The sequence below is a fragment of the Sulfitobacter pontiacus genome, from assembly GCF_040790665.1.
Lineage (GTDB): Bacteria > Pseudomonadota > Alphaproteobacteria > Rhodobacterales > Rhodobacteraceae > Sulfitobacter > Sulfitobacter pontiacus.
The window spans coordinates 262359-283215 of record NZ_CP160849.1; the positions used below are offsets into that span (position 1 = coordinate 262359).

Below are 20857 nucleotides of genomic sequence, written 5' to 3' on the forward strand. Positions count from 1 at the left end.
TTTGCCGTGAAAATGGCGGCGCATATGCGAAACGCCCGCCAGGGGGAAACCTGACGGGCGTTCTTTTCAAGGCCGTGCGAAACGGCTAGTGGCTGGTGGTTAGGCGGATTTCGCGAGGTTGCGCAGCACGTAGTGCAGAACGCCACCGTGTTCGATGTATTCAATCTCGATCGCGGTATCGATCCGGCACTTGATCATGATCTCTTTGACCGAACCGTCCGCCATGGTGATTGTGCACGGCACTTCTTGCAGCGGCTTGATGGTATCCAGACCGCTGATCGAAACGGTTTCCTCACCCGTCAGACCCAGGCTCTTGCGGGTGTCGCCATTGGTGAATTCGAACGGGATAACCCCCATGCCAACCAGGTTAGACCGGTGGATACGTTCAAAGTTCTCGGCGATGACCGCCTTGACGCCCAGCAAAGCTGTGCCCTTGGCCGCCCAGTCACGGGATGACCCCGCGCCGTATTGTTCACCACCGAAGATGACCAGCGGAGTGCCGTTTTCCTGATGCGCCATAGCCGCGTCAAAGATCGAGGTCTGTTCGCCATCGGGGCCTTTGGTATAGCCGCCCTCAACACCGTCCAGCATTTCGTTCTTGATACGGATGTTGGCGAATGTGCCGCGCATCATGACCTCGTGGTTACCACGACGGCTACCGTACGAGTTGAATTCACGCACAGGCACCTGACGTTCCACCAGATACTGACCCGCTGGCGTGGTTTCCTTGAAGGAACCGGCAGGCGAGATGTGGTCGGTCGTGATCATGTCACCCAGAACGGCAAGCACTTTGGCGTTCTCGATGTTGGTGATCACACCCGGCTCTGGCGACATGCCTTGGAAGTAGGGCGGGTTCTGCACATAGGTCGAGGTTGGTGGCCAGTCATAAGTCTTGGCGTCGGTGGTTTCGACGGACTGCCACTTTTCGTCGCCCTTGAAGACGTCGGCATATTTTTCCTGGAAGGCTTCGCGGGTCACGGTCTGCTCGACCAGATCAGCGACTTCCTTGGATGTTGGCCAGATGTCTTTCAGATAGACGTCGTTGCCGTCCTTGTCCTGACCCAGCGGGCTGTTGGCCAGATCGACGTTCATGTCACCGACCAGCGCGTATGCCACGACCAGGGGAGGCGACGCCAGATAGTTGGCGCGCACGTCAGGCGAAATCCGCCCTTCAAAGTTCCGGTTACCCGAGAGGATGGATGTCCCGATCAGGTCGTAGTCGTTGATCGCCTTGCTGATCGGTGCTTCGAGCGGGCCGGAGTTACCGATACAGGTGGTGCAGCCATACCCGACGAGGTTGAAGCCGATGGCATCCAGATCCTCTTGCAGGTTTGCGGCCTCAAGATAGGCGGACACAACCTGGCTACCGGGCGCGAGCGACGTCTTGACCCAAGGCTTGCGTGTCAGGCCCAAGGCGCGTGCCTTGCGTGCAACCAGACCGGCACCGATCATCACATAGGGGTTGGATGTGTTGGTGCACGATGTGATCGACGCAATGACGATGGACCCGTCATGCAGCTGGTAGTTGCCATCTTCGGTCTGGACGTAGCCACGCTTGTGGTTGCCCTCGTCACCGGGGATGTCTTGAGGCTCGGGCTGGCCGCCCTCACCTTCCCAGCGGACTTCGGCGTTGGCTGTGGTGTCTTTACCTTCGCGCACGCCCTTCACGTATTCTGCAAATGCAGTATGTGCCGAGGTCAGAGCGATGTAGTCTTGCGGACGCTTCGGACCCGAGATCGCTGGCACGATGGTGCCCATGTCGAGCGACAGTGTGTCGGTGTAAACTGGCGCATAATCATCGCCGCGCCACATGCCGTTTTCCTTGGCATAGGCTTCGACCAGCGCGATGCGGTCTTCATCACGGCCGGTGGTGCGCATGTAACGCAGGGTTTCGGCGTCGATCGGGAAGAAGCCACAGGTCGCACCGTATTCGGGGGCCATGTTGGCAATTGTCGCGCGGTCCGCCAGAGGCAGGCTATCAAGGCCGGCACCGTAGAATTCAACGAATTTACCAACCACGCCCTTTTCGCGCAGCATTTCGACCACTTTCAGCACCAGATCGGTCCCCGTGGTGCCTTCCATCATGGCACCGGTCAGCTCAAAGCCGATCACCTCGGGGATCAACATCGAAATCGGCTGACCCAGCATCGCGGCTTCGGCCTCGATCCCGCCAACGCCCCAGCCCAGAACGGCCATGCCGTTTACCATTGTGGTGTGGCTGTCGGTCCCGACGAGCGTGTCAGGATATGCGACTTCGACGCCGTCCTGATCCTTGTCGGTCCAGACGGTCTGCGCCAGATATTCAAGGTTCACCTGGTGGCAGATGCCGGTGCCGGGGGGTACAACGCGGAAGTTGTTAAACGCCTTCTGACCCCATTTCAGGAAGGTGTAGCGTTCGATGTTGCGCTCGTATTCGCGGTCAACGTTCATCTGGAACGCGCGCGGGTTGCCGAACTCGTCGATCATGACCGAGTGGTCGATGACAAGATCAACAGGGTTCAGCGGGTTAATCTTGTCGGCATCGCCACCCAAGGCAACCAGCCCGTCGCGCATCGCCGCAAGGTCGACAACTGCGGGAACGCCGGTGAAATCCTGCATCAACACGCGTGCGGGACGGTAAGCGATCTCGCGCGGGTTCTGGCCGCCCTTGGCACCCCATTCGGCGAAGGCCTTGATGTCATCGACGGTGACAGTTTTGCCATCTTCGAAACGCAGCATGTTCTCAAGCACCACCTTAAGCGCGGCTGGCAAGTTAGAGAAATCACCCAGACCGGCTTCCTGCGCTGCAGGAATCGAATAATAAGCGATGGATTGGCTGCCCGAAGATAGAGTTTTGCGGGTTTTGGCGGTGTCCTGGCCAACGAAGATGGTCATGGATGGCTCCCTTTATGGGTTAAAAAAGGTCGGTGACTTGGGGCCTAAATGCCTTATTGCGCGGGTCGTTTCAACTGCAAACACGCGCTTCTGGCGCTTTTGTATACCGTTGTGTACTGGATTGAGGCATTTCATACGCAATCCCGTGACGTTACAGCGCCTCAACAAAGGTTGAGTGGTAATTACAACGGGTGCAGTCTACGAATTGTGCATCCAAACCGAAAGTACCCTGCGATGCCCCGCCTGTTTACGTCCCTGATTGCCGCTGGCCTGCTGTCCATAGCGCCCGCCTTTGCTCAGGATCGCCCCGTTGTCGTCGAACTCTATACCTCGCAAGGGTGCTCTTCCTGCCCTCCTGCTGACGAGATGTTTGCCGAGCTGTCCAAACGGGACGACGTGATCGCGCTGGCGTTGCATGTGGATTATTGGGACTATATCGGCTGGCAAGACCCCTTTGGTGCGCCCGAGCACGCCGAACGCCAGCGCGCCTACGCGCTGACCGGTGGGCGGACGTCGATTTACACGCCCGAGATGATCGTCAACGGCCAGTCCGATGTGGTCGGCGCCAAACCCATGAAGTTGATGGAGGCGATCAACAAGCACAAAGAAGACGCTCCGCAGGTCGACCTATCTATCGCACGCGACGGGGAAACCCTGCGCATCAACGCGCATACGGTATCGGGTGCCGCCGGACCGTTTGACGTGCACATGTTGCGCTATCACCCGATGGCGGTCACGCAGGTCAAACGCGGCGAAAACGCGGGCCACACGTTCGAGAATTATAACATCGTCGAAGGCTGGCAGACGGTTGATCAATGGGACGGGCAAGCGCCGCTATCGCTCTCTGCCGCCATCACCGGCGATATGCCGGTGGTTGTGCTGGTGCAGCGCAGCAACGCGGGGCCGATTGTGGCAGCGGCGCGGATCAAATAGTCGTTCAAAATACCTAGATGTTTAGGCATTAATTGTCGTGGATGCGCCAGCGACGATGGACCCAGAACCATTGCCCGGGATCCGCTTCGACCCGTGCGGTAAGACTGTCATTCAAAGCCTGCGTCATCGTGACAGCATCGCTGTGTGGCACAGGGGCCTCCAGCACCGTGTCGAATGACACCCCATCAGCCTGTCGAATGCCGTAGAACGGGATCAACAGCGCGTCATAGCGCAGTGCCAGCTCGGCGGCAGAAAGCGCTGTATTGGCAGGTTGCCCCAAGAAATCGAGCGCTGGCGCGCCAAAGACGTGTTGATCAAACAGCAGTACCAGCTGCCCGCCGTCTTTTAGATGCCGTACGAAACCCGCCGTGCCGCGCCGGCCTTGCGGGAAGACAGGGCCGCCGAAAGCCTCCATCGTTTGGACGTAATGCGCGTTGAAATAAGGGTTCTTCATGTTGCGGTAGAGCCCGCCGATGTCATACCCCCGCGCCACAAGACAGGCACGCATCGCTTCGTAGTTGCCATGGTGGCCCGTCACCAGAATGACCGGCTTGCCTTGTTCTGCCGCTTTTTCCAGCGCCGCGACGCCTGCGCCGGTCGGCGTATTCTTTGCCATACGCTTGGGGAAGTCGCGCGCCGAATAGTTTTCGATAAAGCTGCGCCCCACATTGTTAAGGCACTTTGAGGCAATTTCTGCGCGCCGTTCTTGCGGCATCTGCGGCCAGATCATCGCAAGATTTTCAAGCGCCCGCGCCCGATATCCCGCGACCGGACCGATCACATGTTGAACGACCCAGCCGACGAAGGCTATGCGCGCTTTATAGGGCAGCACCAAAGCCAGCCGAATAAGGCCGACGATAAAGGCATTGGTCAGGTAGTGCCCTGCACGTCGGCTAAATCGAACTTTCTTGGGATATTTGGGACTGGCCATGCGCATCTGCCTGCAAGGAAAAGCGCCCCTAAGGGGCGGGGCCTGCCGTTCATACCGCGCAGGGCCCCGCGCAACAAGCGTGTTTCACCCGGGCGGCGATGCGCCACCGGATGTAACAGCGGCTGGTTAATAGCTAAACGTCTGACCGGTTGCGATCGCTGTCCGCAAGGAGGTTTCGGCCCATGTCCCTGCCCCGCCATGCGCGCGAATGGCACGAAGTTCGGCCAAAGCTTCGGGGATATCGCCCTGCTCTACCAAAGCTTGCCCGCGATAGGACCGCGCGAGAACATTCGCAGGGTTGGCTGCCAGCGCACGCGCATAGAACGCCATTCCGCCAGCTTGGTCGCCCATTTTGCGCGTCGTGAACCCCATGTAGGTCAAGCGACGATCGTCATGCTCAGGCATAGCGGCAAGAACGATCTGCGCATCCGAGTATTCGCCTGCATAGGCCAGTTCACGAACAGTTTGATAAAGGTCATCCGGTGTTAACCGGCTATCCTTTGCATCGATACAGGTCTTTGACTTCTTGTCATACACCTGCCCGTCTTCGCATTTCACAACGGGCTTCGGTGGGGACGTATCATTGGAGCCAGCGGCAAAGGCCGCGAAAGGAATAGCCAATGACAGGATGGACGCAAACACAACACGCATACTCAAACACTCCTGAACTAAATACACGGCTGATGTTAGACGATCCACGCCATAGGTAAAGCACTAGGTTCCACCCTAACGTCACGATATGGCGCGAGATAGGGCATTAATACGTAGTTTTTGAATCAAAAAGGCTGCACCGCCGTCAAGCGATGCAGCCCTAAATGCCTGCGCGTGTATCAGTCCTTGAAGACGCGCTTAAAGATCGTATCAACATGTTTGGTGTGGTAGCCCAGATCAAATTTTTCCTCGATCTCTTCTGCACTTAGTGCGGCGAGGACTTCTTCGTCAGCCAGCAGCTCGGTCTTGAAATCCTTGCCGTCTTCCCAGACCTTCATGGCGTTGCGCTGAACCAGCTTGTAGCTGTCTTCGCGGCTCACGCCGGCCTGCGTGAGCGCGAGCAAGACACGTTGCGACATCACAAGACCGCTAAACTTGTTCATATTTGCGAGCATGTTGTCAGGATAAATCAGCATATTGTCGATGACGCCGGTCAAACGGTGCAGCGCGAAGTCAAGGGTGATGGTGGTGTCGGGGCCGATCGCACGCTCAACGCTGGAGTGGGAGATATCGCGTTCATGCCACATGGTGACATTTTCCATCGCTGGAATCACAGCCATCCGAATTGTACGGGCCAGCCCGGTCAGGTTCTCGGTCAGCACAGGGTTTTTCTTGTGCGGCATCGCCGAAGACCCCTTCTGACCTGCCGAGAAAAACTCAGCCCCTTCCAAGACTTCGGTCCGTTGCATGTGCCGCACTTCGGTCGCAACGTTCTCGATAGAGCTGGCGATCACACCAAGTGCTGCGAAAAATGCCGCGTGACGGTCACGGGGGATGATCTGCGTGCTCACGGGTTCGGGCGACAGGCCCAGCTTTTCGCAGACATGTTCCTCGACCCGCGGATCGATATTCGCAAATGTCCCCACAGCGCCGGAAATCGCACCGGTAGCAATCTCGGAGCGTGCTGTTTTCAGCCGCGTCAGGTTGCGGTCCATCTCTGCATAAAAGCGCGCAAAGGTAAGGCCCATCGTTGTGGGTTCAGCGTGGATCCCGTGGCTGCGCCCGACGCGTACAGTATTTTTATGTTCCATGGCACGGCGTTTCAGCGCGGCCAGCAGCAAACCCATGTCTTCGATCAGAATATCAGCTGCGCGGGTTAATTGCACGTTAAAGCAGGTGTCCAATACGTCAGAAGAGGTCATCCCCTGGTGCACAAAACGCGCCTCGTCGCTGCCCACATGCTCTGCCAGATGCGTCAAGAACGCGATAACGTCATGTTTTGTAACGGCTTCAATCTCGTCAATTCGCGCGACATCAAACTCGACATCTTTGGCTTTCCAAACCGCCTCCGCATTCTCGCGCGGGATCACCCCAAGGTCGGCCATGGCGTCACAGGCATGCGCCTCGATCTCGTACCAGATGCGGAACTTGGTTTCGGGGGACCAGATCGCAACCATCTCGGGGCGGGAATAACGGGGAATCATGTGGTGATACCTTTGTTTTGGGGTGTTTTGATGTACGCGCGGGATAGACCGCGGGGGGGTAAAGAACAAGTCTGAACCCTTGTGCCACCAAGGCAGGGACGCTTACTGCCTCGCCCATAGGCGCCTCCGGCGGGAGTTTTCAGAGCAAAATGAAGAAGGGACGGGTTTGTCCCATTCAGGTCTGGCAGTTTACCTTCGGACAGGCAAAGGTGCCGGAAATTGAATATATTACGCTATTAAGGAATCGCTAAGAAATGTCTGATACGTCTCGCTTAAGCCCCGCTACGATTGCTGCCCAAGCAGCGGGAGCGGTTGATGCGCAAACCGGCGGGGTGGTTCCGGCGCTGCCTATGGCCACGACCTATCTGCGGGATGAAACATACCAACCGCTGCGTGCAGACAACATCTACCTGCGCGATCAGAGCGATATTGTACGCGTTGCAGAAAAAGTGCTCTCTCAACTGGAGGGGGCGAAAGAATCGCTGCTGTTCCCGTCAGGCATGGCAGCGCTTGCCGCCGTCTTCCGTACCGTCCCAAATGGCGGGCGCGTGCTGGTGCAAAGCCAGATTTACTGGGGCACCACCAAGTGGATCCGGGATTTCTGCACCCGGCGTGACATTGAACTGCGAGAGGTCGAAGCCTCTGACAAGGCGGCGTTTGCCGCCGCCTGCGAGAGCTTTGGACCAACCTTGGCGCTCATCGAAACGCCATCAAACCCGTGGCTTCGCGTGGTCGATATCCAGGCTGCGGCTGATGCGGTGCATAGCGCGGGTGGGTTGCTTGTGGTGGATAGCACGGCCGCGACGCCGATTCTGCAACAGCCGCTTAAACACGGTGCCGACATTGTAATGCATTCTGCCACAAAGGGCATTAATGGCCATTCGGACGTATTGGCGGGCGTTCTGGCGACCAATGACGTCACGGGCCGCGTGTGGGAAGATATCAAAGCGGACCGGCATGATGCAGGCGCGGTTATCGGCCCGTTTGAAGCATGGTTGCTGGTCCGCGGGATGCGCACCCTGCCCCTGCGCGCCAAGCACATGTCGTGCAACGCCATGGAATTAGCAGCATTTTTGCAAAATCACCCGAAAATCGAAAAGGTTCTATATCCGGGTCTTGCGTCACATACGGGCCACGATTTGGCGACGCGGCAAATGTCAGGAGGATTTGGGTCGCTTTTGTCTTGCATTGTAAAGGGTGGCGGCGCAGCGGCGCTGGAAGTTGTCGGCAAGCTGGAAGTTTTTCATCGCGCAACGTCTTTGGGCGGGGTCGAAAGCCTTGTTGAACACCGCCACACGATCGAACCCCACACCGGAATTCCCGAAGGGTTGCTGCGTTTATCGGTGGGGATTGAAGATATAGAAGATCTAAAACGCGACTTGAGCCAAGCGCTTGATGCATAAAGATACTTCGGGGCGCTCGCGCCCCGGGACCCCATGTCTTTCGAAGATGATTTGAAGGATACAACCAGTGGTGCGGTCGGAGAGACTCGAACTCTCAAAATCCTCGCCGAATTCATGACCAATTAACTGATTTTATTGAATTAAATACCATCTGCCCACTCCCCCAACTGGGACATGAGTTGGGACAAATTATGGGACGCAGCACTCATGCACAACCGCTTGCTGTAGGGGAAGGGCAGTCATTTTACATGGCTACACTTTGTCCTTCGTTAGCAGGGTCTTGCTATTTCATACGCCCCCCCTATCAACTTAGATCAAAGTAACAGACAGGAGATAGAAAGATGGAATTTCAAGTTAGGATAACGCTGCCCGAAGCGCCGAATGATAATCTAGCTGAACGCTTAAATCCCCATGGAATTGTTGCCCAATTCCGAGCCCCCGTTCCTCCACAAACAGAGCAGGACATATTCGCGGGGGATCTTGCTGACAATCTCGTTTCCGAGGGCATCGTATCGGAAGAACGACGCGGAGACCTTATTTTCTTCTTTGAGTGATTACCCCAGCCGTTCGCCCAAAGACAATAGTGATCGGCCTGCGTTTAATAGTCTGAAAAATTTGCCTTCTGCCATACGTGCTGAGTATAATGTAGTTTACATTACCGTTGTGCAAGTTGGTCGGGGGCATTTTCAGGTAAGTCATTCCCAATAAATATTTGACAATATTGGCAGGTCACTCACCTGACAAAACGTCGTTGCAATTGAGCTGGCCTATTTAAGCAAAAATCATGCATTGAGGATCGCGCACTTGGAATGCTGCGATGCCAAAAGCTACCCCGTTCCCAGGCAGCCCCCCCTCAATATCAACGGAAAAGCTGCGCGCTAAAGGATAGTAAATTCAAAACCATCTGCCGTTAGGAACTTTAGTAAACTGAATATTTGGCGTGACGGTAACCGCGGACTATCAGTCCGCCCCACGTATCAGAGTACCTGACAACACCCTATTCAACCAAATCCGTTCAATTCAATATTGTATATCAAGTAGACTTTTCGAATCACCCTACAGGGCCTCAAACAATACCGCAATTCGAGGAATGCTATAACCGACGGGACCGATACTACTTGATATCGACTAGGGTGAAAAGGGGCGTAAAATGCGCAAATTGAAATCAGTCCTAATCTCACTTGAACAAATTCTATAGCGGACCTAACTTAACCCCGGTGGTTTGTAGTTGCCGCTTTCACACTTTCGAGTTTGAGTAAGCTGTTTGGCAGGACATCTTGTTGCACTTCAATTCCGAAGGCTGAACTGCCTCAGATCATTTACCCTGAGTGTGCGTTAAATTAACTCCCTTCAGTCCGACTGAAAAGCGAATTCTATCAAGAAGCACTCCTTCAGGTATCCCGATCACTGCAAAACGCGCCTGTGATAACTATTATTTCCTGGACGTATGACAGAGATCGGCTGATGCAATCACGAAAATGATTCTCTTCAATACCAATTGCATTTACTATTCGATAGAACTGATCAGGGCCTGAAGAAGTTATACACTGCATGATCTAGCCGATTCTCCTATTCGAACATAGCTGGGATTATTGCCGTTGGCCTATCTCATCCATGCTCTAACTCTTCTATTAGCATTTGAGACGTCGACGATTTGATCATCTTCCGATAAATGTGGCTGAATTTCTTCCCTCAGGCGCTCAACCAATCGTGCTCGGCTTGGCGATACCCTCCGAAGTATCTCTTCAGCGCTTACGGCAAACGCAAAGGCCAACTTATAGTTCCCCTTTTTATGAAGACACTCGGCGACCCACTGGCGAGCATAAGCCTGATTAGACAGACGATTTAGGTCAGTAGATTCTTCCAATGCCCTAGTCGATTTACGATAGCAAACTAGAGCATCATCTTCCCGTCCTTGAAGCTGTAAGCATCTACCAACGTTGCCCTGCTTATTTCCTCTTTCAACTTCCACGGTAGATGCGGGATCAATCAACTCAGATAAGGGCGTATCTCCCAAGAAATACTTAAGGGCCGAATCTATATCACCTGCATCACGCTGCGCGAGGGCTAGATTATGGCTACTTCCATACTGAGTGTCTACGTTAGTACGATCCTTGAGGCCCAACCCAATCTCAGCCCATTCAATTGCTTCTACGTAATTCCCCCTAATCCAACTTGAATAGCACCTCATGTCACAATAGTGAATGTAGCGGGCCGTCTTCTCGGGTATAGTCTGCTCAAACCTTTCAAGGATTTGGTTTGCACCTAAATAATCGCCAAGATCATCAAGGCACTTTACAAATTCTCCAACGATTTCGTCAAAACCTTTGTAATCAGACGATGCTACATTCCAATCGACAGCCTCCAATAGCGATCTTGCGACACGAATAAACTCTTCAGAATGCCCGCCTCCAATTAGCGCTGCAAGGGCATCATTAAGACTTTTTACAGCATCTTGATACTGTTGTGCTGCAATCTCAAGTTCAGCTTTTTGGGTCCATCTGCCCAGTAAAGAAAGCGGCAAAGAGAAACCAAGCATCTTTGTTAAAGATTTTATTATTGTTTCATATTGACCAATTACCAAATTGATGAAGTCTTTCCGCTCATCAGGTGAAAAATTTTGTATTACAAACTGTCGAACCAAGGGATGAAGGTCATATAAATCTGGAGAATTAATTTCTGGTTTCACGACCACTAAGTTAAGTCGAATAAGTGAACTAAGTGCTTTCTTGAATTTGTTGTACCTCAGCCGAGAGGAAACATATTTTTCTAGGGTTTCCATTGTCTCCGGCCTTACAGCCTCGGCCATTATCCGCAACAATGTCTGTTCCCGTTCTGGGAGTCTTGTCCATATCGAAGAAAGAACATTCGGAGTTTCTTCCCGCCCCCGCCGCAAATCCTCAAGTAATCCAGCTAAAGTAACACCTGGAACCTGAGCGACCTGTACCGCGATCAGGTCAAGCCAAAAAGGGTGTCCTTTAGTCATTTCGTGTGCTGCTTCAATCTCTGTTTTCTCTACAACGACACTGTCTCCGCCCCGCTTCGCAAACAAAGCGATAGTTTCAGTGATACTCAGACCGGGCATTGGAATTGAAATCACACTTGCTTCTGAATATTTCACCTTAGGTCGACAGGTTAGAATAAGTTGACTGGTGGTCTCCGCGTTAGCAAAGCCTTCGACCAATCTCGCTAGCAAACCAACGAATCGAAAATTCTCCAAGTCGACATAGTGATCGACGTTGTCGAAGACGAAAATAGTCTTCGCATTAGCACTGCAATCAACTAGCAAATCTGCAAGATCGGCGTCGCTACTATCAGCTAGCATTTCACTTGTGGTTTCCTCTGAGGTAATGCGGTCAACGGCAGCAATAACTTGTGTTCGAATGCTGTCGGCGGCTTCTTTACAGTCGCGCCAATCCCAGAACAGAAAATTAGAAGAGGTTGTGAAGGTGTCTTTGATATGCTTCGCGGCAGTCAGTGATTTGCCCTGCCCCCCCATACCGGTAAGAATTATAACTTGAGCCTGTGTCGTCTCCAAGGATCGCAATTCGGCGTCACGTCCGACCCAAGCCTCAATGTTCGGTGGACGATCACAATCCAGTAATTTTAGGTTTTGGGGGGTAGATACGAAATCAGCGGTAGAAGCCTTTTTCGGAGTTTGCGTAGAATGGAGCTTACAAGAAATACTCCACCTTTCAGCCAACTTGCTAAGAAAGTTGTGACAGTCTATTCCAGCGTATAAACTAACTCTACCCCTGTCCAGTCCCGGTTGAAGTACTGACCGCAAATGCAGTGGAATCGCTGGGGTGGTGTCATAAAATGCCCAAAGCACTTCTGGAAAACTTGCAGTATTGCCACCTAGATCTTTGAGCGCTGAGGTTAGAATATCCTCCCATCCCCCGTATGCAAGTACGACAACCAATTTGTCTTTCAGGTGCTCAAGAAGGGAGGATTTGAGTGTAGGACGTGACTGCAGTAATTGAATCCCAGTGTGCAGTGTATCGGTACCCTGCCAATAACCGTGAAAATGAACTATCCGACATCCATCAGCACGCGTGTTTCCCAAATCGCCGTCACCAATTAAGGAAGTCTGCCAAGCCAGTCCGTCAGCACGTCGGATCGCCACCTGTACCAAAGGGTCAAAGTTGGAAGTCAGAAGAGTTTTGCCGAAAACGTTCTGTTCTTTTGCAATGAGGTGACCGAGAGCTTCGACTCCTCTTGAGAGATGCCACCCGTCGCCATCGTTTTCCAGCTCTCGCAACTGTTCATCGTTTAAAGAACTAATAGCATCTACGGTCGAAACCGGATTAACGATGGGTATGCGTGCGTTGAGCACAGCTTCACGAACGATCTGATTGCATGCGTCTTGCCCGCGCCTGCCCTGTAAAAAGTGAAATGCCGCCTGATATTGGTTTGGGGATTCCGTGACAGTCTTCTCGAGTGATATGCGTTGAGTTGAACCTTCGGGAAATCGCTTTCTGATCCGCCCAATCATATCCTCGACATTCGAAACGCCCGGTTGCCCTCGTTCTTCTGGAGCAGTTAGCGGTGCTCCAACCACAAAAACGACTTCCTTCGGTGATGCACGCAGCCCATCAGAAAGCCGATCTAGTAACGCTTCCTCATCAAAAAATGAAATATTTTCAAAACTAGACATTTGCACTGCCACCCATATTAGCCCGACCGTAGGGCGACTTTATAACCTTTACACCCAACGTTATACGAGGGGCGCATTTCTTTAACGTTTGTTTTTTTAGAAGAACTGTTTGTCATGTCTAGAAAAAGTCCGCCCGCGATATTGTATGAAGGCTGTTCCTTAGTGAAGATAGGTTCAAGCTCTTATTTTCTGCCTCGATAGCGCGATACCAGTGAAAACTGTAAGTCGAACCATTTTCATTTATCCCTGCTATGGCGAGTCCAGAACCCACTCGTGTTGCTCTGAAATGTGCATTCAGCTGCTGGGTTAATTACGCTGCGGTACTGGGTACCCCCCAATGGGTCCCCTAGTTTAATTTATATAGGGTAGCGCACCGCCAAGGTTGGCAAATCAAGAACTTCGGCAGCGAATAAAACAGGATTTATCTGATTTAAATAAATCCTGTTAAGCAGATAGGTAGCGGTAGACGCTGCTGCGGGCGATACCAAGCTCCTGTGCGATGGCTGTGGGCGTCAGTCCCTTGTCCTTCATGGCTTTTACCTGTGCGGCGTCTATGGTCGCAGGACGACCCTTGAAGGGGGAGTCGTCACCCTTGGCAAGCGCTGCGTCTATGCCTTCGCGCTGGCGGTCCTTGCGTATCTCAGTTTCAAACGTGGATATCGCTGAAAGCATCGAGAAGAACAGGCGTCCTGCGCTGGTAGTGGTATCGATGTCCTGCTCCAGCACCTTGAGGCCTACACCCTTCTCCTCAAGGATATGGGCGATATTGTGTAGATCGCGGGATGATCGGGCCAAGCGGTCCAAACGCGTCACAACGACTGTATCACCCTTGCGGATGCCACGGCTAAGCATGTCCTCCAGTGCGGCGCGTCCGGTCCTTTTGGTTCCGCTAGCCTTCTCTGTGTAGAGGTGGTCCGGGTGGACGCCTGCGCCCGTTAGGGCGGCAATCTGGATATCCAACTTCTGCCCTGCGCTGCTTACCCGTGCATATCCGATTAGTTCACCCATGATCATCTCCTGTCTCATTAGACTGTCCGTTAAATAGATAGCGTCCCATATATGATTCGGAAAGTCTAATAGGACACATTCAGGCACATTTCACATGTCCGGAAAGAGTATACTCAAAACGGACGCCGGGATGATCGGAAACCGGAGGGGCGCGGCGATCAGGTCACCCGCTAACGCGGGGGGGATGCCCACTCGATAGGTCATAGGGGCGATAGGCCAGCGGGATGTGGATGTGGGTTGATGGTATTCCCCCGCGTTAGCGGGATGCAGGTCCACCTTGGCGAAAAGTAATTTTATTGTATTCGAGTCGCTTCATGCGCAACTTTGTTACTTGATGGTTACAGGGGTCAAGGCCCTGTGTTTTATGATAATATATTCAATTTACCGAATGTGATGGATGATTTCGCGGGGTTGCACCATTACGGTCGTGCAGGGGCTGAGCGGAAGTTTTAGGGTCAAGAAGGTCTGAAAGCAGGAATGCAGTACGATACAGTGGAATGCAGTAAGAATACAGTGGCCACTGCAGACGTAAGTCATTGAAATGAAACAATATTCATCGAAAATGCAGTAATACAGTGGAATTTGCCCGTTTGCCGCTGTGCTATTTTATTTTTTTTTCGATCCTGCTTAGCGGGGGAGAGGGTGTGTAAAAAAAATATTTCCTAGAGTCTTAAGACCTAAATTCCTACTGTATTACTGCATTTCTCAAAAAAATACATATAAAACAAAGACTTAAAGAAAATTCTCACTGCATTCCCACTGTATTCCTACTGCATTCTTACTGCAGTGCACTGTATTTTCCCGCTCCTCCCGCCTTTTCGCCTCCCTCGCGCAACATGCGGGCGAGTTCAAGAACAGAAAAGGCCCGCTAACGCGGGCCTCTACTGTGTCAGGCATCCAGCCCGCTAACGCGGGCCTATACTCTGTCAGGCTGCCCGACGCTTCTCAAATTGCAAGGTCCAGACCTTGGTGCCCCCCTTGGTTCCCTTTTCCAGAAAGTAGGTTCCGCCATCACGGTCAGCCCGGAATGTTTCTGCAAACCGTCCGAACTGGCGAGACAGTGCCGTGGTGTCATTGTAGGTCTGCGAATGCTTATCGTAAGCCCAGCCGTTGATGTAGAGTGGATCGCCATCATCGAAGCCTTCCAGTTCTGCCTTGACAGATACGCCATTCTTAAAGCGCTTAGCGTCTCCTACCGCGAAGTTCGTACCGACATCGAACTGGATGATGCGTTCCTTCAGTAGATTGATGGGGCTATCCTGCTCCTCGTTAGCGGACTTAAGCATTTCGCGGTTACCCATGAACCCGCCCATGCCTGCGGCCTCAAGAACACCACCGACGACGCCGGACCAGTTCTCATATGAAGCTAGAACCGTGTCTGTCTGCTTTACCATCCCCTGCGCCACCCAGTTCTGGATGATCGTCAGGCAGGCCCATACAAGGTCTCCCCGGTTTTCAGAAGCCCACCCACAGATATTGCCATGCCGGAACCCAGTACGCTTTTCAGGGTTTTCCATCTCTGCGTCCAAATCGATCATGATCAGACGACGGATAAGCTCCGGCGAAAACTTTACGTCGTTACCTGTGAACACCCATGCGCAGCGGACATCGACCTCAACCGTTTGTGTCTTTCCCAAGATACGAGCCTGATACACAGGCGTAGTCATGGCGGAGGCCAATTCCCCACTATCGACGGAGTGGTTGATGTTGTCGAAGAACACGATGTTCTGTCCGTTCGAAAGGACTGACGTCAAGGTCTTGCCCATCTCATCGTTCCCTCCGGGCATTGCCAGCGCAGGCGTAGCGCGACCCGCCGCGATGATAGAGATTGCATCCACAAGAAGTGATGCACCTGTACCTGGAGCGGGCTTGTTTAGAAGGTGACCGGGTGTAGCCCCGTCGATCATTTCCCGCATAAACGGCAGGAGGATCAAGGCCATCATATTGGTAACCGCCGCTACACCCTCTCCATGCAGAGCCTGTTCTACGATTTCAGGACGCGTTAGAGCACCCAGCGGGAAGTCTGCTAGCACTTCTTCAATGAGGAGCCGCTTCGCCTCATAGACCTCTTGGCTGGTTGGCACAGCGCTAACGCGCTTCATCACCAGTTCGCTTTGCAGGTATATTTCTGAACCGCTGTGGTATCCGTTCTCAGTAACTAGCGCTCCATCAGCGGCGAAAAATGGTGTGTCGACCGCACCTCTGATAGGCAACAAAAACTCAGACAGGTCCCCGGCGAAAACGTCCTCCACTACATCCTTCGGAGGGTAAATGTGCTGGGTCTCACCTTCGTTCGTTTGCCTGTGAAAGCTGGCAACGTCTCCGAGCTGCCGTCGCTTCATTGCGTGATTTGTAATGCGAAGACGCCCATTTCGAACGATTGCTGCGTCTTCCATATACTCAAAGAAAAACGGGGTTTCTTCGTTCGCTCTCTTGATGGCCTCACAGGCGTACCGCGTTTGGTCAGGCGCTGGTTCAGTGACTAGGATTCCATCTGGACGGTCGCCCTTTTCGCTGGTGGTGCTGCGTAATGTCTTCGCCACCTTCTTCCAGAGATCCTTGACGGGCTGCTTACCTAAGACGGTCGCGGCGACAATGGCATCCATGAGGCGGGCCTTGGTCGTGGAATCCACCCCCTCCTTTATTGCCTCTTCGATCAGCGTTGCGATTTCGTGCTCCGTGGTATCCTTGTCCAATGCCATTGCACGTTCTTCAAAGGTGGCCCGCTTTTCCTGTTCGCGCTCCTTCTTGATCTCCACAGGTTCGAATGGGTCATCGACACCATCCTCTCCTTCGAGGATGAATCCGAGGTCGATATCCATGATAGCATCCTCTTCGAACCATCCCTGCCGAAGAGCCTCTTCAAGGTGCTGTAGCTTGTGTCGACCTTGGCAGGCGTCGTGATGGCAAAACCAAGTCCAATACTCCGACTGAGAGTCCACTGCGTTAACCGCCATCGTCGCTGTACCACCTTCAGAGGTGTGCTCATGTTCGAAGGGGCATTCGGTGTGGACGTGTCCCTGTGCTTCACCACCTGCGTTGCGCACACGATCTGGGCACAGGGTCTCCATCAGGTCCGCGAGCATGAAGCGGTCCTTCGCGGTGCGGTGCCAGTCGTTCAGGCTCTTCCCGGACGGCGTCAGCGCCATCGGTGGACGTTCATCACCAGACATGTCTGCGGCCATCGTGAAGGCGTTCACCTCCCGATTGGACGTGTAGACGCTCTTCTTCATCGGCTTGACGTCATCGAACTTGAGGGGAGTCCCCATCACTACCGCCGCACACCAGTCGTCACTACCCTTCGGGTGGCGGGCTGTATAGAACAGGCGGCTTGGATCGGTACAGGACGTATCGAAGTGGATGCCAAGGGTGTTCTGAGCTAGACCTGTGATCTTGTCTTCCCACAGGTCCAAGGATGCCTGCTGCGTATCAGCCAGATCGATCAGCTTGACCGGAGCCTCCAGAGGAAAGATGAGACGAAACTTTTCAAGCGGAGGAGTGTCAAGAATGATCTTTACACCCTCGGTCGTCTGCACCTTCTGCGCACTTACAGCACAAGCAGAAATGAAACTTTCCTCGTAGCGGTTCTTGTCGAATTCTCGCAGGTATTGCTTGATTTCAGCCTCAGTCGGATCACGCGCAACCTTAAGCTTTCGAAGCACTTCGTCGCGCTTCAGCTCAAGACCTGTCGTGCCATTGTTATAGGACGTGTAGACAATACATAGTAGGCCCTTTTCTTCAACATCCGCGAGGACATCATCGAGCTTTGCGCCGGAGTCGATATCCAGACCCATGGCATACATGGTGTCCATCGCCTTGGCCTTGCGAGCACCTCCTACAGACGATCCTAGGACGATGCATGGGCCTGCCTTGTGCTTGCTTTCAGGGTGGCGGGAGAAGCCCCACGCAGGGGCGTTGCCGCTTCCGGCACCCCCACCAATCCACTGTCCCCACGTCATTGTGGGAGATTGCCATTCCGAATCTTGTGTATTTCTACGGTCGCGTGCTCCCCACATCTCCCCTGTCAGGAAGGACACCTCTCGATTGAGGAATTCCGCCAGACCTTCCGACTCGGTGCCTAGGATTTCAGCGTCGTTCAGTGAGGGAAGGTACACAGGTTCATCAGCTAGAACTTCGCGGCTGCTTCCATCTTGGTAGTCGGCAATCTCCACCACGTTACTCGCCGCGTACTTTGCCAGTCCCCCTGCGTAGGATGCTGTGCGAACTGATCCATCTTCGCCGAACAGGTTCAGCCCTGCCTTTAAGAAAGGGGCAGCAATCGTTTCTTCCGACGCATCGCTACGCTGGGTAGTAGTAGTACTAGTCATAAGTCTTGGTCTTCTTTCTCTCTTTTTCACCCGTGGCGGGCTGCTGTGTTATTTTAGCTTCAAGCTGAAATGTCTTTTCGCATTACCTCTTGCAATTCCTGTGTAAGTGTGAATCACGATTCGATCAACGAATCATTTTATGATTCTCGTGTTTTCTGTTTTTTGTAGCGCCCGGGTCACGAAAGACCGCTACAGCCTAGAAAAAGCTTGACAAATGGGGGCGTACCGGGTTAGGTTTATTGGAGTAGGGGGTTGTGTCCCTATTTCTTTTCCTTGGTGTAGTCCTTTCTCCTACACCCTGCGCCGCTCCTTATTGGGGCGGCGTTTTTTATTGCTCATCCCTTGCCGCTGCCCGGTGCGCCCTGTTCCGGGCCATCGTGCCCACCTCAGGCGAAACCTCTACATCTTTCGCTGGCTGATCATCGACGATCTTGACTGTAGGCGCTGCTAGCTTTGCGAGAATGGACATCATATGATCAATATCAATATCGATCTTTTGACCTCTGGTCTTAGGTGCGTCACTGCCCCGCGCTTCTGCATCTCGGATCAACTTTTCCAAGGACCGCGTCGCGTCTGTGGCTGACTTCCAGTCGCCAGAGGCGCGGGCCTTCGCTAAAATTTTACGATACTGTTCTGCGCACCAAGAAATGGTAATGCCTAGGTCAGCGAGGCTCCCGCCTGAGCTTCTTGGGGCCATGCTCGCGAAAATGCGTGCGGCTTCTTCATTTCGCAGCTCATTGACTCTCGATGCCACCTTCTTCGCGAGGCGCGATGCCGCCGCCCTGTTGTTGGTGGTGGCATATCCGGCGCGAGCATAAGCCTCTCGTTGCTTGACCCCACCGGCGAGCAACCGCGCAAATCTCTCGTGCTGCTTGTTGGGTAATTCTGCTGCCATCACACAGGCTCCAAGACGTTTAAGATATCAACCAGCCCGCCGTCCGGGAATGCAGTGAAAAGGTCAGACTTTCCTCCTGCGCCACGTGCCGTGGTCCACTCTCCATCGGTGTTGGTAGACTGAGCAAAACCAGCTTGAAGCAGCACCGACATGGTCAGAACTGCATCGTCATCCAGCTCTCGCTTCAAGCGATTAAAGTCGACGTAAAATCCTTGACCGCGTAATTCAAACGCGTCCATCGAATTTGTTAAAAATCTGGCGAGCTGCGTGCTCAAACCTGCTGTCTGTTCGTACATTTATCAGTTCTTTCTCTTAGTTGTTGGAGGTGATCCGGCGACGGGAGAAACGTCGCCGCCGGATCGACTGGCTGTGGGCAGGCCAGTATTCTTTCACGATGCTTGATCTTGATCCTGCGCTCGGCGCGCGGAAAGGATTTCGTCTATCTGCTGTTGAATTCGAGCTGCCTCCTCGGCAAGCTGCTGGGGCGTCCAGAACCGGCGGCGCTCTAAACCCCGTTGGAGCTTTTCCCTGACGGCCTTACGCTTTTGAGCTTCTTTCCCAGATCGCTTTGGCCGTGCTGAAGCATCGCTGTGATCGTCACTTGTGATTGAATCTAGAAAGCTTTCGCGGCTCACAGCAGCCCCCACTTTCTCGCCAGTGCCACACGCTGCGCCGGGTTCTTAACCTCTTGCAAAAGTTCGATCTTTTCGGCGCGGGACCTAAGATCATCCTGCACTGGCGGTGGCGTTGCGATTCCAAGCTCTCGCGCCATTGAAATTCGTCGGGCGCGGTCATCGCTGCTGCGCTCATAGTGCACTACTTCCTTGCCCGCGTTGACCTTCTGCAATGCCACCGCCATGGCTTCCTGATCGCCAGCGGCGATATCTGCCTTAAGCTTGCTGTCTGATAGACTTGACAGTTCCAGCATTTGGCGGTCCAGCTCGTCACGATCAAGCGTAGCGCCAAGCGTCGCGTTGCGCAGCTCCGCGATGGCGGTACAGTCTTCGATGGTCAGGTCTACACCATGCTGCTCTCTGGCAGCGCTGATCGTGTCCTGCACCAGTGCAGAAAATCGATCTGTCAAAACAGGGCTGGAATTAACGATATTGTTGAATGTTTCGAAACTCTGGGGCATCATGCAGCCTCCTCAAAATTAGTATTACGGCAATTGACGAGCGCAAACGCTGGGGCAATACCTGCGACATCGCAGGTCGCATCGACTCCGACGACACATCGCAAAACGTCACGTTGCAGGAGCAGAAGGTCCGAAAGGGTCCCAACAGATTCCATGACGGAAGGCACGGCCATCGCACTGTTCGCCACCGACGCAAAGAAGAGGCTACGCGCTACATCAAAACGTGCACGGCAATCTTGGGGCAGCACGGCAAACAGCGCCTTTGCAGTAGTCACATCATCAGCGACGTACAGGCGATCATCTTGGACCGCGACTGTAGCGACCAGCCGCTGCATGGCCCCGTCATCCACTTCCTTTTGCTTCAGGGTTAGGAGGGCATCCGCCAGACCAAATCGGTGCGGCCTTGATCGCACGTCGCGGGGTACGCTCTCCAACCGCCGTCGTGCTGTACCAAGATGGACGCCGACGGCATCTGCGTAGTCAAAAACTGTTATATTCATTATTTCCTGCTCATTTTGTTAATGTTAAATTCTTCTGTTGACTTAACCTACTAAATAT

General features: G+C 53.5%; 14 protein-coding genes. 3 read left to right on the forward strand and 11 right to left on the reverse strand.

All coding sequences use genetic code 11. The features are described 5' to 3' along the window. Positions 1-99 precede the first annotated feature (99 nt). Positions 100-2874 carry an aconitate hydratase AcnA gene (gene acnA / locus AB1495_RS01175; RefSeq protein ID WP_037944577.1) on the reverse strand — a complete coding sequence of 925 codons (2775 nt, stop codon included), beginning with the start codon at positions 2872-2874 and terminating at the stop codon, positions 100-102. 234 nt (positions 2875-3108) lie between these two features. On the opposite strand from acnA, the gene AB1495_RS01180 reads away from it, so the two are divergent. Beyond that, entirely contained in the window at positions 3109-3807 is a 699-nt protein-coding gene (locus AB1495_RS01180) for a thioredoxin family protein (RefSeq protein WP_037944578.1), read from the forward strand. A gap of 28 nt (positions 3808-3835) precedes the next feature. Here the strand turns inward: AB1495_RS01180 and AB1495_RS01185 are convergent, their stop codons facing one another. The 3 genes from AB1495_RS01185 to purB all read right to left on the reverse strand — a co-directional run bounded on the left by AB1495_RS01185 (position 3836) and on the right by purB (position 6873). Then, positions 3836-4738, reverse strand: a complete 903-nt coding sequence (locus AB1495_RS01185) for a lysophospholipid acyltransferase family protein (protein ID WP_074634532.1) — start codon at positions 4736-4738, stop codon at positions 3836-3838. Positions 4739-4864: 126 nt separating this feature from the next. After that, the gene (locus tag AB1495_RS01190; protein ID WP_074634533.1) at positions 4865-5389 is read right to left on the reverse strand and encodes a tetratricopeptide repeat protein; all 525 of its coding nucleotides are present in this window, start codon (positions 5387-5389) and stop codon (positions 4865-4867) included. Positions 5390-5568: 179 nt separating this feature from the next. Beyond that, the gene (purB, locus tag AB1495_RS01195; protein ID WP_005854277.1) at positions 5569-6873 is read right to left on the reverse strand and encodes an adenylosuccinate lyase; all 1305 of its coding nucleotides are present in this window, start codon (positions 6871-6873) and stop codon (positions 5569-5571) included. A 254-nt stretch (positions 6874-7127) separates the two neighbouring features. Between purB and AB1495_RS01200 the strand changes: the two genes are divergently transcribed. Next, entirely contained in the window at positions 7128-8276 is a 1149-nt protein-coding gene (locus AB1495_RS01200) for a PLP-dependent aspartate aminotransferase family protein (protein ID WP_074634534.1), read from the forward strand. A 341-nt stretch (positions 8277-8617) separates the two neighbouring features. Then, positions 8618-8830, forward strand: coding sequence for a hypothetical protein (locus tag AB1495_RS01205; RefSeq protein ID WP_074634535.1), 213 nt, complete (start codon positions 8618-8620; stop codon positions 8828-8830). A 1049-nt stretch (positions 8831-9879) separates the two neighbouring features. On the opposite strand, the gene AB1495_RS01210 is transcribed toward AB1495_RS01205, so the two are convergent. The 7 genes from AB1495_RS01210 to AB1495_RS01240 all read right to left on the reverse strand — a co-directional run bounded on the left by AB1495_RS01210 (position 9880) and on the right by AB1495_RS01240 (position 20799). After that, positions 9880-12933, reverse strand: a complete 3054-nt coding sequence (locus tag AB1495_RS01210; protein ID WP_139283764.1) for a tetratricopeptide repeat protein — start codon at positions 12931-12933, stop codon at positions 9880-9882. A gap of 444 nt (positions 12934-13377) precedes the next feature. Next, positions 13378-13941: a recombinase family protein gene (locus tag AB1495_RS01215; protein ID WP_074634786.1), complete on the reverse strand. Its 564-nt coding sequence runs from the start codon at positions 13939-13941 to the stop codon at positions 13378-13380. Positions 13942-14867: 926 nt separating this feature from the next. After that, positions 14868-18269 (reverse strand): hypothetical protein, encoded by a 3402-nt coding sequence (locus AB1495_RS01220; protein ID WP_074634537.1) that lies wholly within the window; start codon positions 18267-18269, stop codon positions 14868-14870. Positions 18270-18597: 328 nt separating this feature from the next. After that, complete coding sequence (locus AB1495_RS01225; RefSeq protein WP_074634538.1) at positions 18598-19164, reverse strand: hypothetical protein; 567 nt, start codon at positions 19162-19164, stop codon at positions 18598-18600. After that, positions 19164-19460, reverse strand: a complete 297-nt coding sequence (locus AB1495_RS01230; RefSeq protein ID WP_074634539.1) for a hypothetical protein — start codon at positions 19458-19460, stop codon at positions 19164-19166. Before AB1495_RS01230 ends, AB1495_RS01225 begins: the two co-directional genes overlap by 1 nt. Before the next feature lie 335 nt (positions 19461-19795). Beyond that, positions 19796-20302, reverse strand: coding sequence for a hypothetical protein (locus AB1495_RS01235; RefSeq protein ID WP_074634540.1), 507 nt, complete (start codon positions 20300-20302; stop codon positions 19796-19798). Further along, positions 20299-20799: a hypothetical protein gene (locus AB1495_RS01240; RefSeq protein WP_074634541.1), complete on the reverse strand. Its 501-nt coding sequence runs from the start codon at positions 20797-20799 to the stop codon at positions 20299-20301. Before AB1495_RS01240 ends, AB1495_RS01235 begins: the two co-directional genes overlap by 4 nt. Positions 20800-20857: the final 58 nt, after the last annotated feature.

Coding starts and splice junctions, on each gene's coding strand:
- acnA (WP_037944577.1), bottom strand. CDS start 2,874: ATGACCATCTTCGTTGGCCAGGACACCGCCAAAACCCGCAAAACTCTA.
- AB1495_RS01180 (WP_037944578.1), top strand. CDS start 3,109: ATGCCCCGCCTGTTTACGTCCCTGATTGCCGCTGGCCTGCTGTCCATA.
- AB1495_RS01185 (WP_074634532.1), bottom strand. CDS start 4,738: ATGGCCAGTCCCAAATATCCCAAGAAAGTTCGATTTAGCCGACGTGCA.
- AB1495_RS01190 (WP_074634533.1), bottom strand. CDS start 5,389: ATGCGTGTTGTGTTTGCGTCCATCCTGTCATTGGCTATTCCTTTCGCG.
- purB (WP_005854277.1), bottom strand. CDS start 6,873: ATGATTCCCCGTTATTCCCGCCCCGAGATGGTTGCGATCTGGTCCCCC.
- AB1495_RS01200 (WP_074634534.1), top strand. CDS start 7,128: ATGTCTGATACGTCTCGCTTAAGCCCCGCTACGATTGCTGCCCAAGCA.
- AB1495_RS01205 (WP_074634535.1), top strand. CDS start 8,618: ATGGAATTTCAAGTTAGGATAACGCTGCCCGAAGCGCCGAATGATAAT.
- AB1495_RS01210 (WP_139283764.1), bottom strand. CDS start 12,933: ATGTCTAGTTTTGAAAATATTTCATTTTTTGATGAGGAAGCGTTACTA.
- AB1495_RS01215 (WP_074634786.1), bottom strand. CDS start 13,941: ATGGGTGAACTAATCGGATATGCACGGGTAAGCAGCGCAGGGCAGAAG.
- AB1495_RS01220 (WP_074634537.1), bottom strand. CDS start 18,269: ATGACTAGTACTACTACTACCCAGCGTAGCGATGCGTCGGAAGAAACG.
- AB1495_RS01225 (WP_074634538.1), bottom strand. CDS start 19,164: ATGGCAGCAGAATTACCCAACAAGCAGCACGAGAGATTTGCGCGGTTG.
- AB1495_RS01230 (WP_074634539.1), bottom strand. CDS start 19,460: ATGTACGAACAGACAGCAGGTTTGAGCACGCAGCTCGCCAGATTTTTA.
- AB1495_RS01235 (WP_074634540.1), bottom strand. CDS start 20,302: ATGATGCCCCAGAGTTTCGAAACATTCAACAATATCGTTAATTCCAGC.
- AB1495_RS01240 (WP_074634541.1), bottom strand. CDS start 20,799: ATGAATATAACAGTTTTTGACTACGCAGATGCCGTCGGCGTCCATCTT.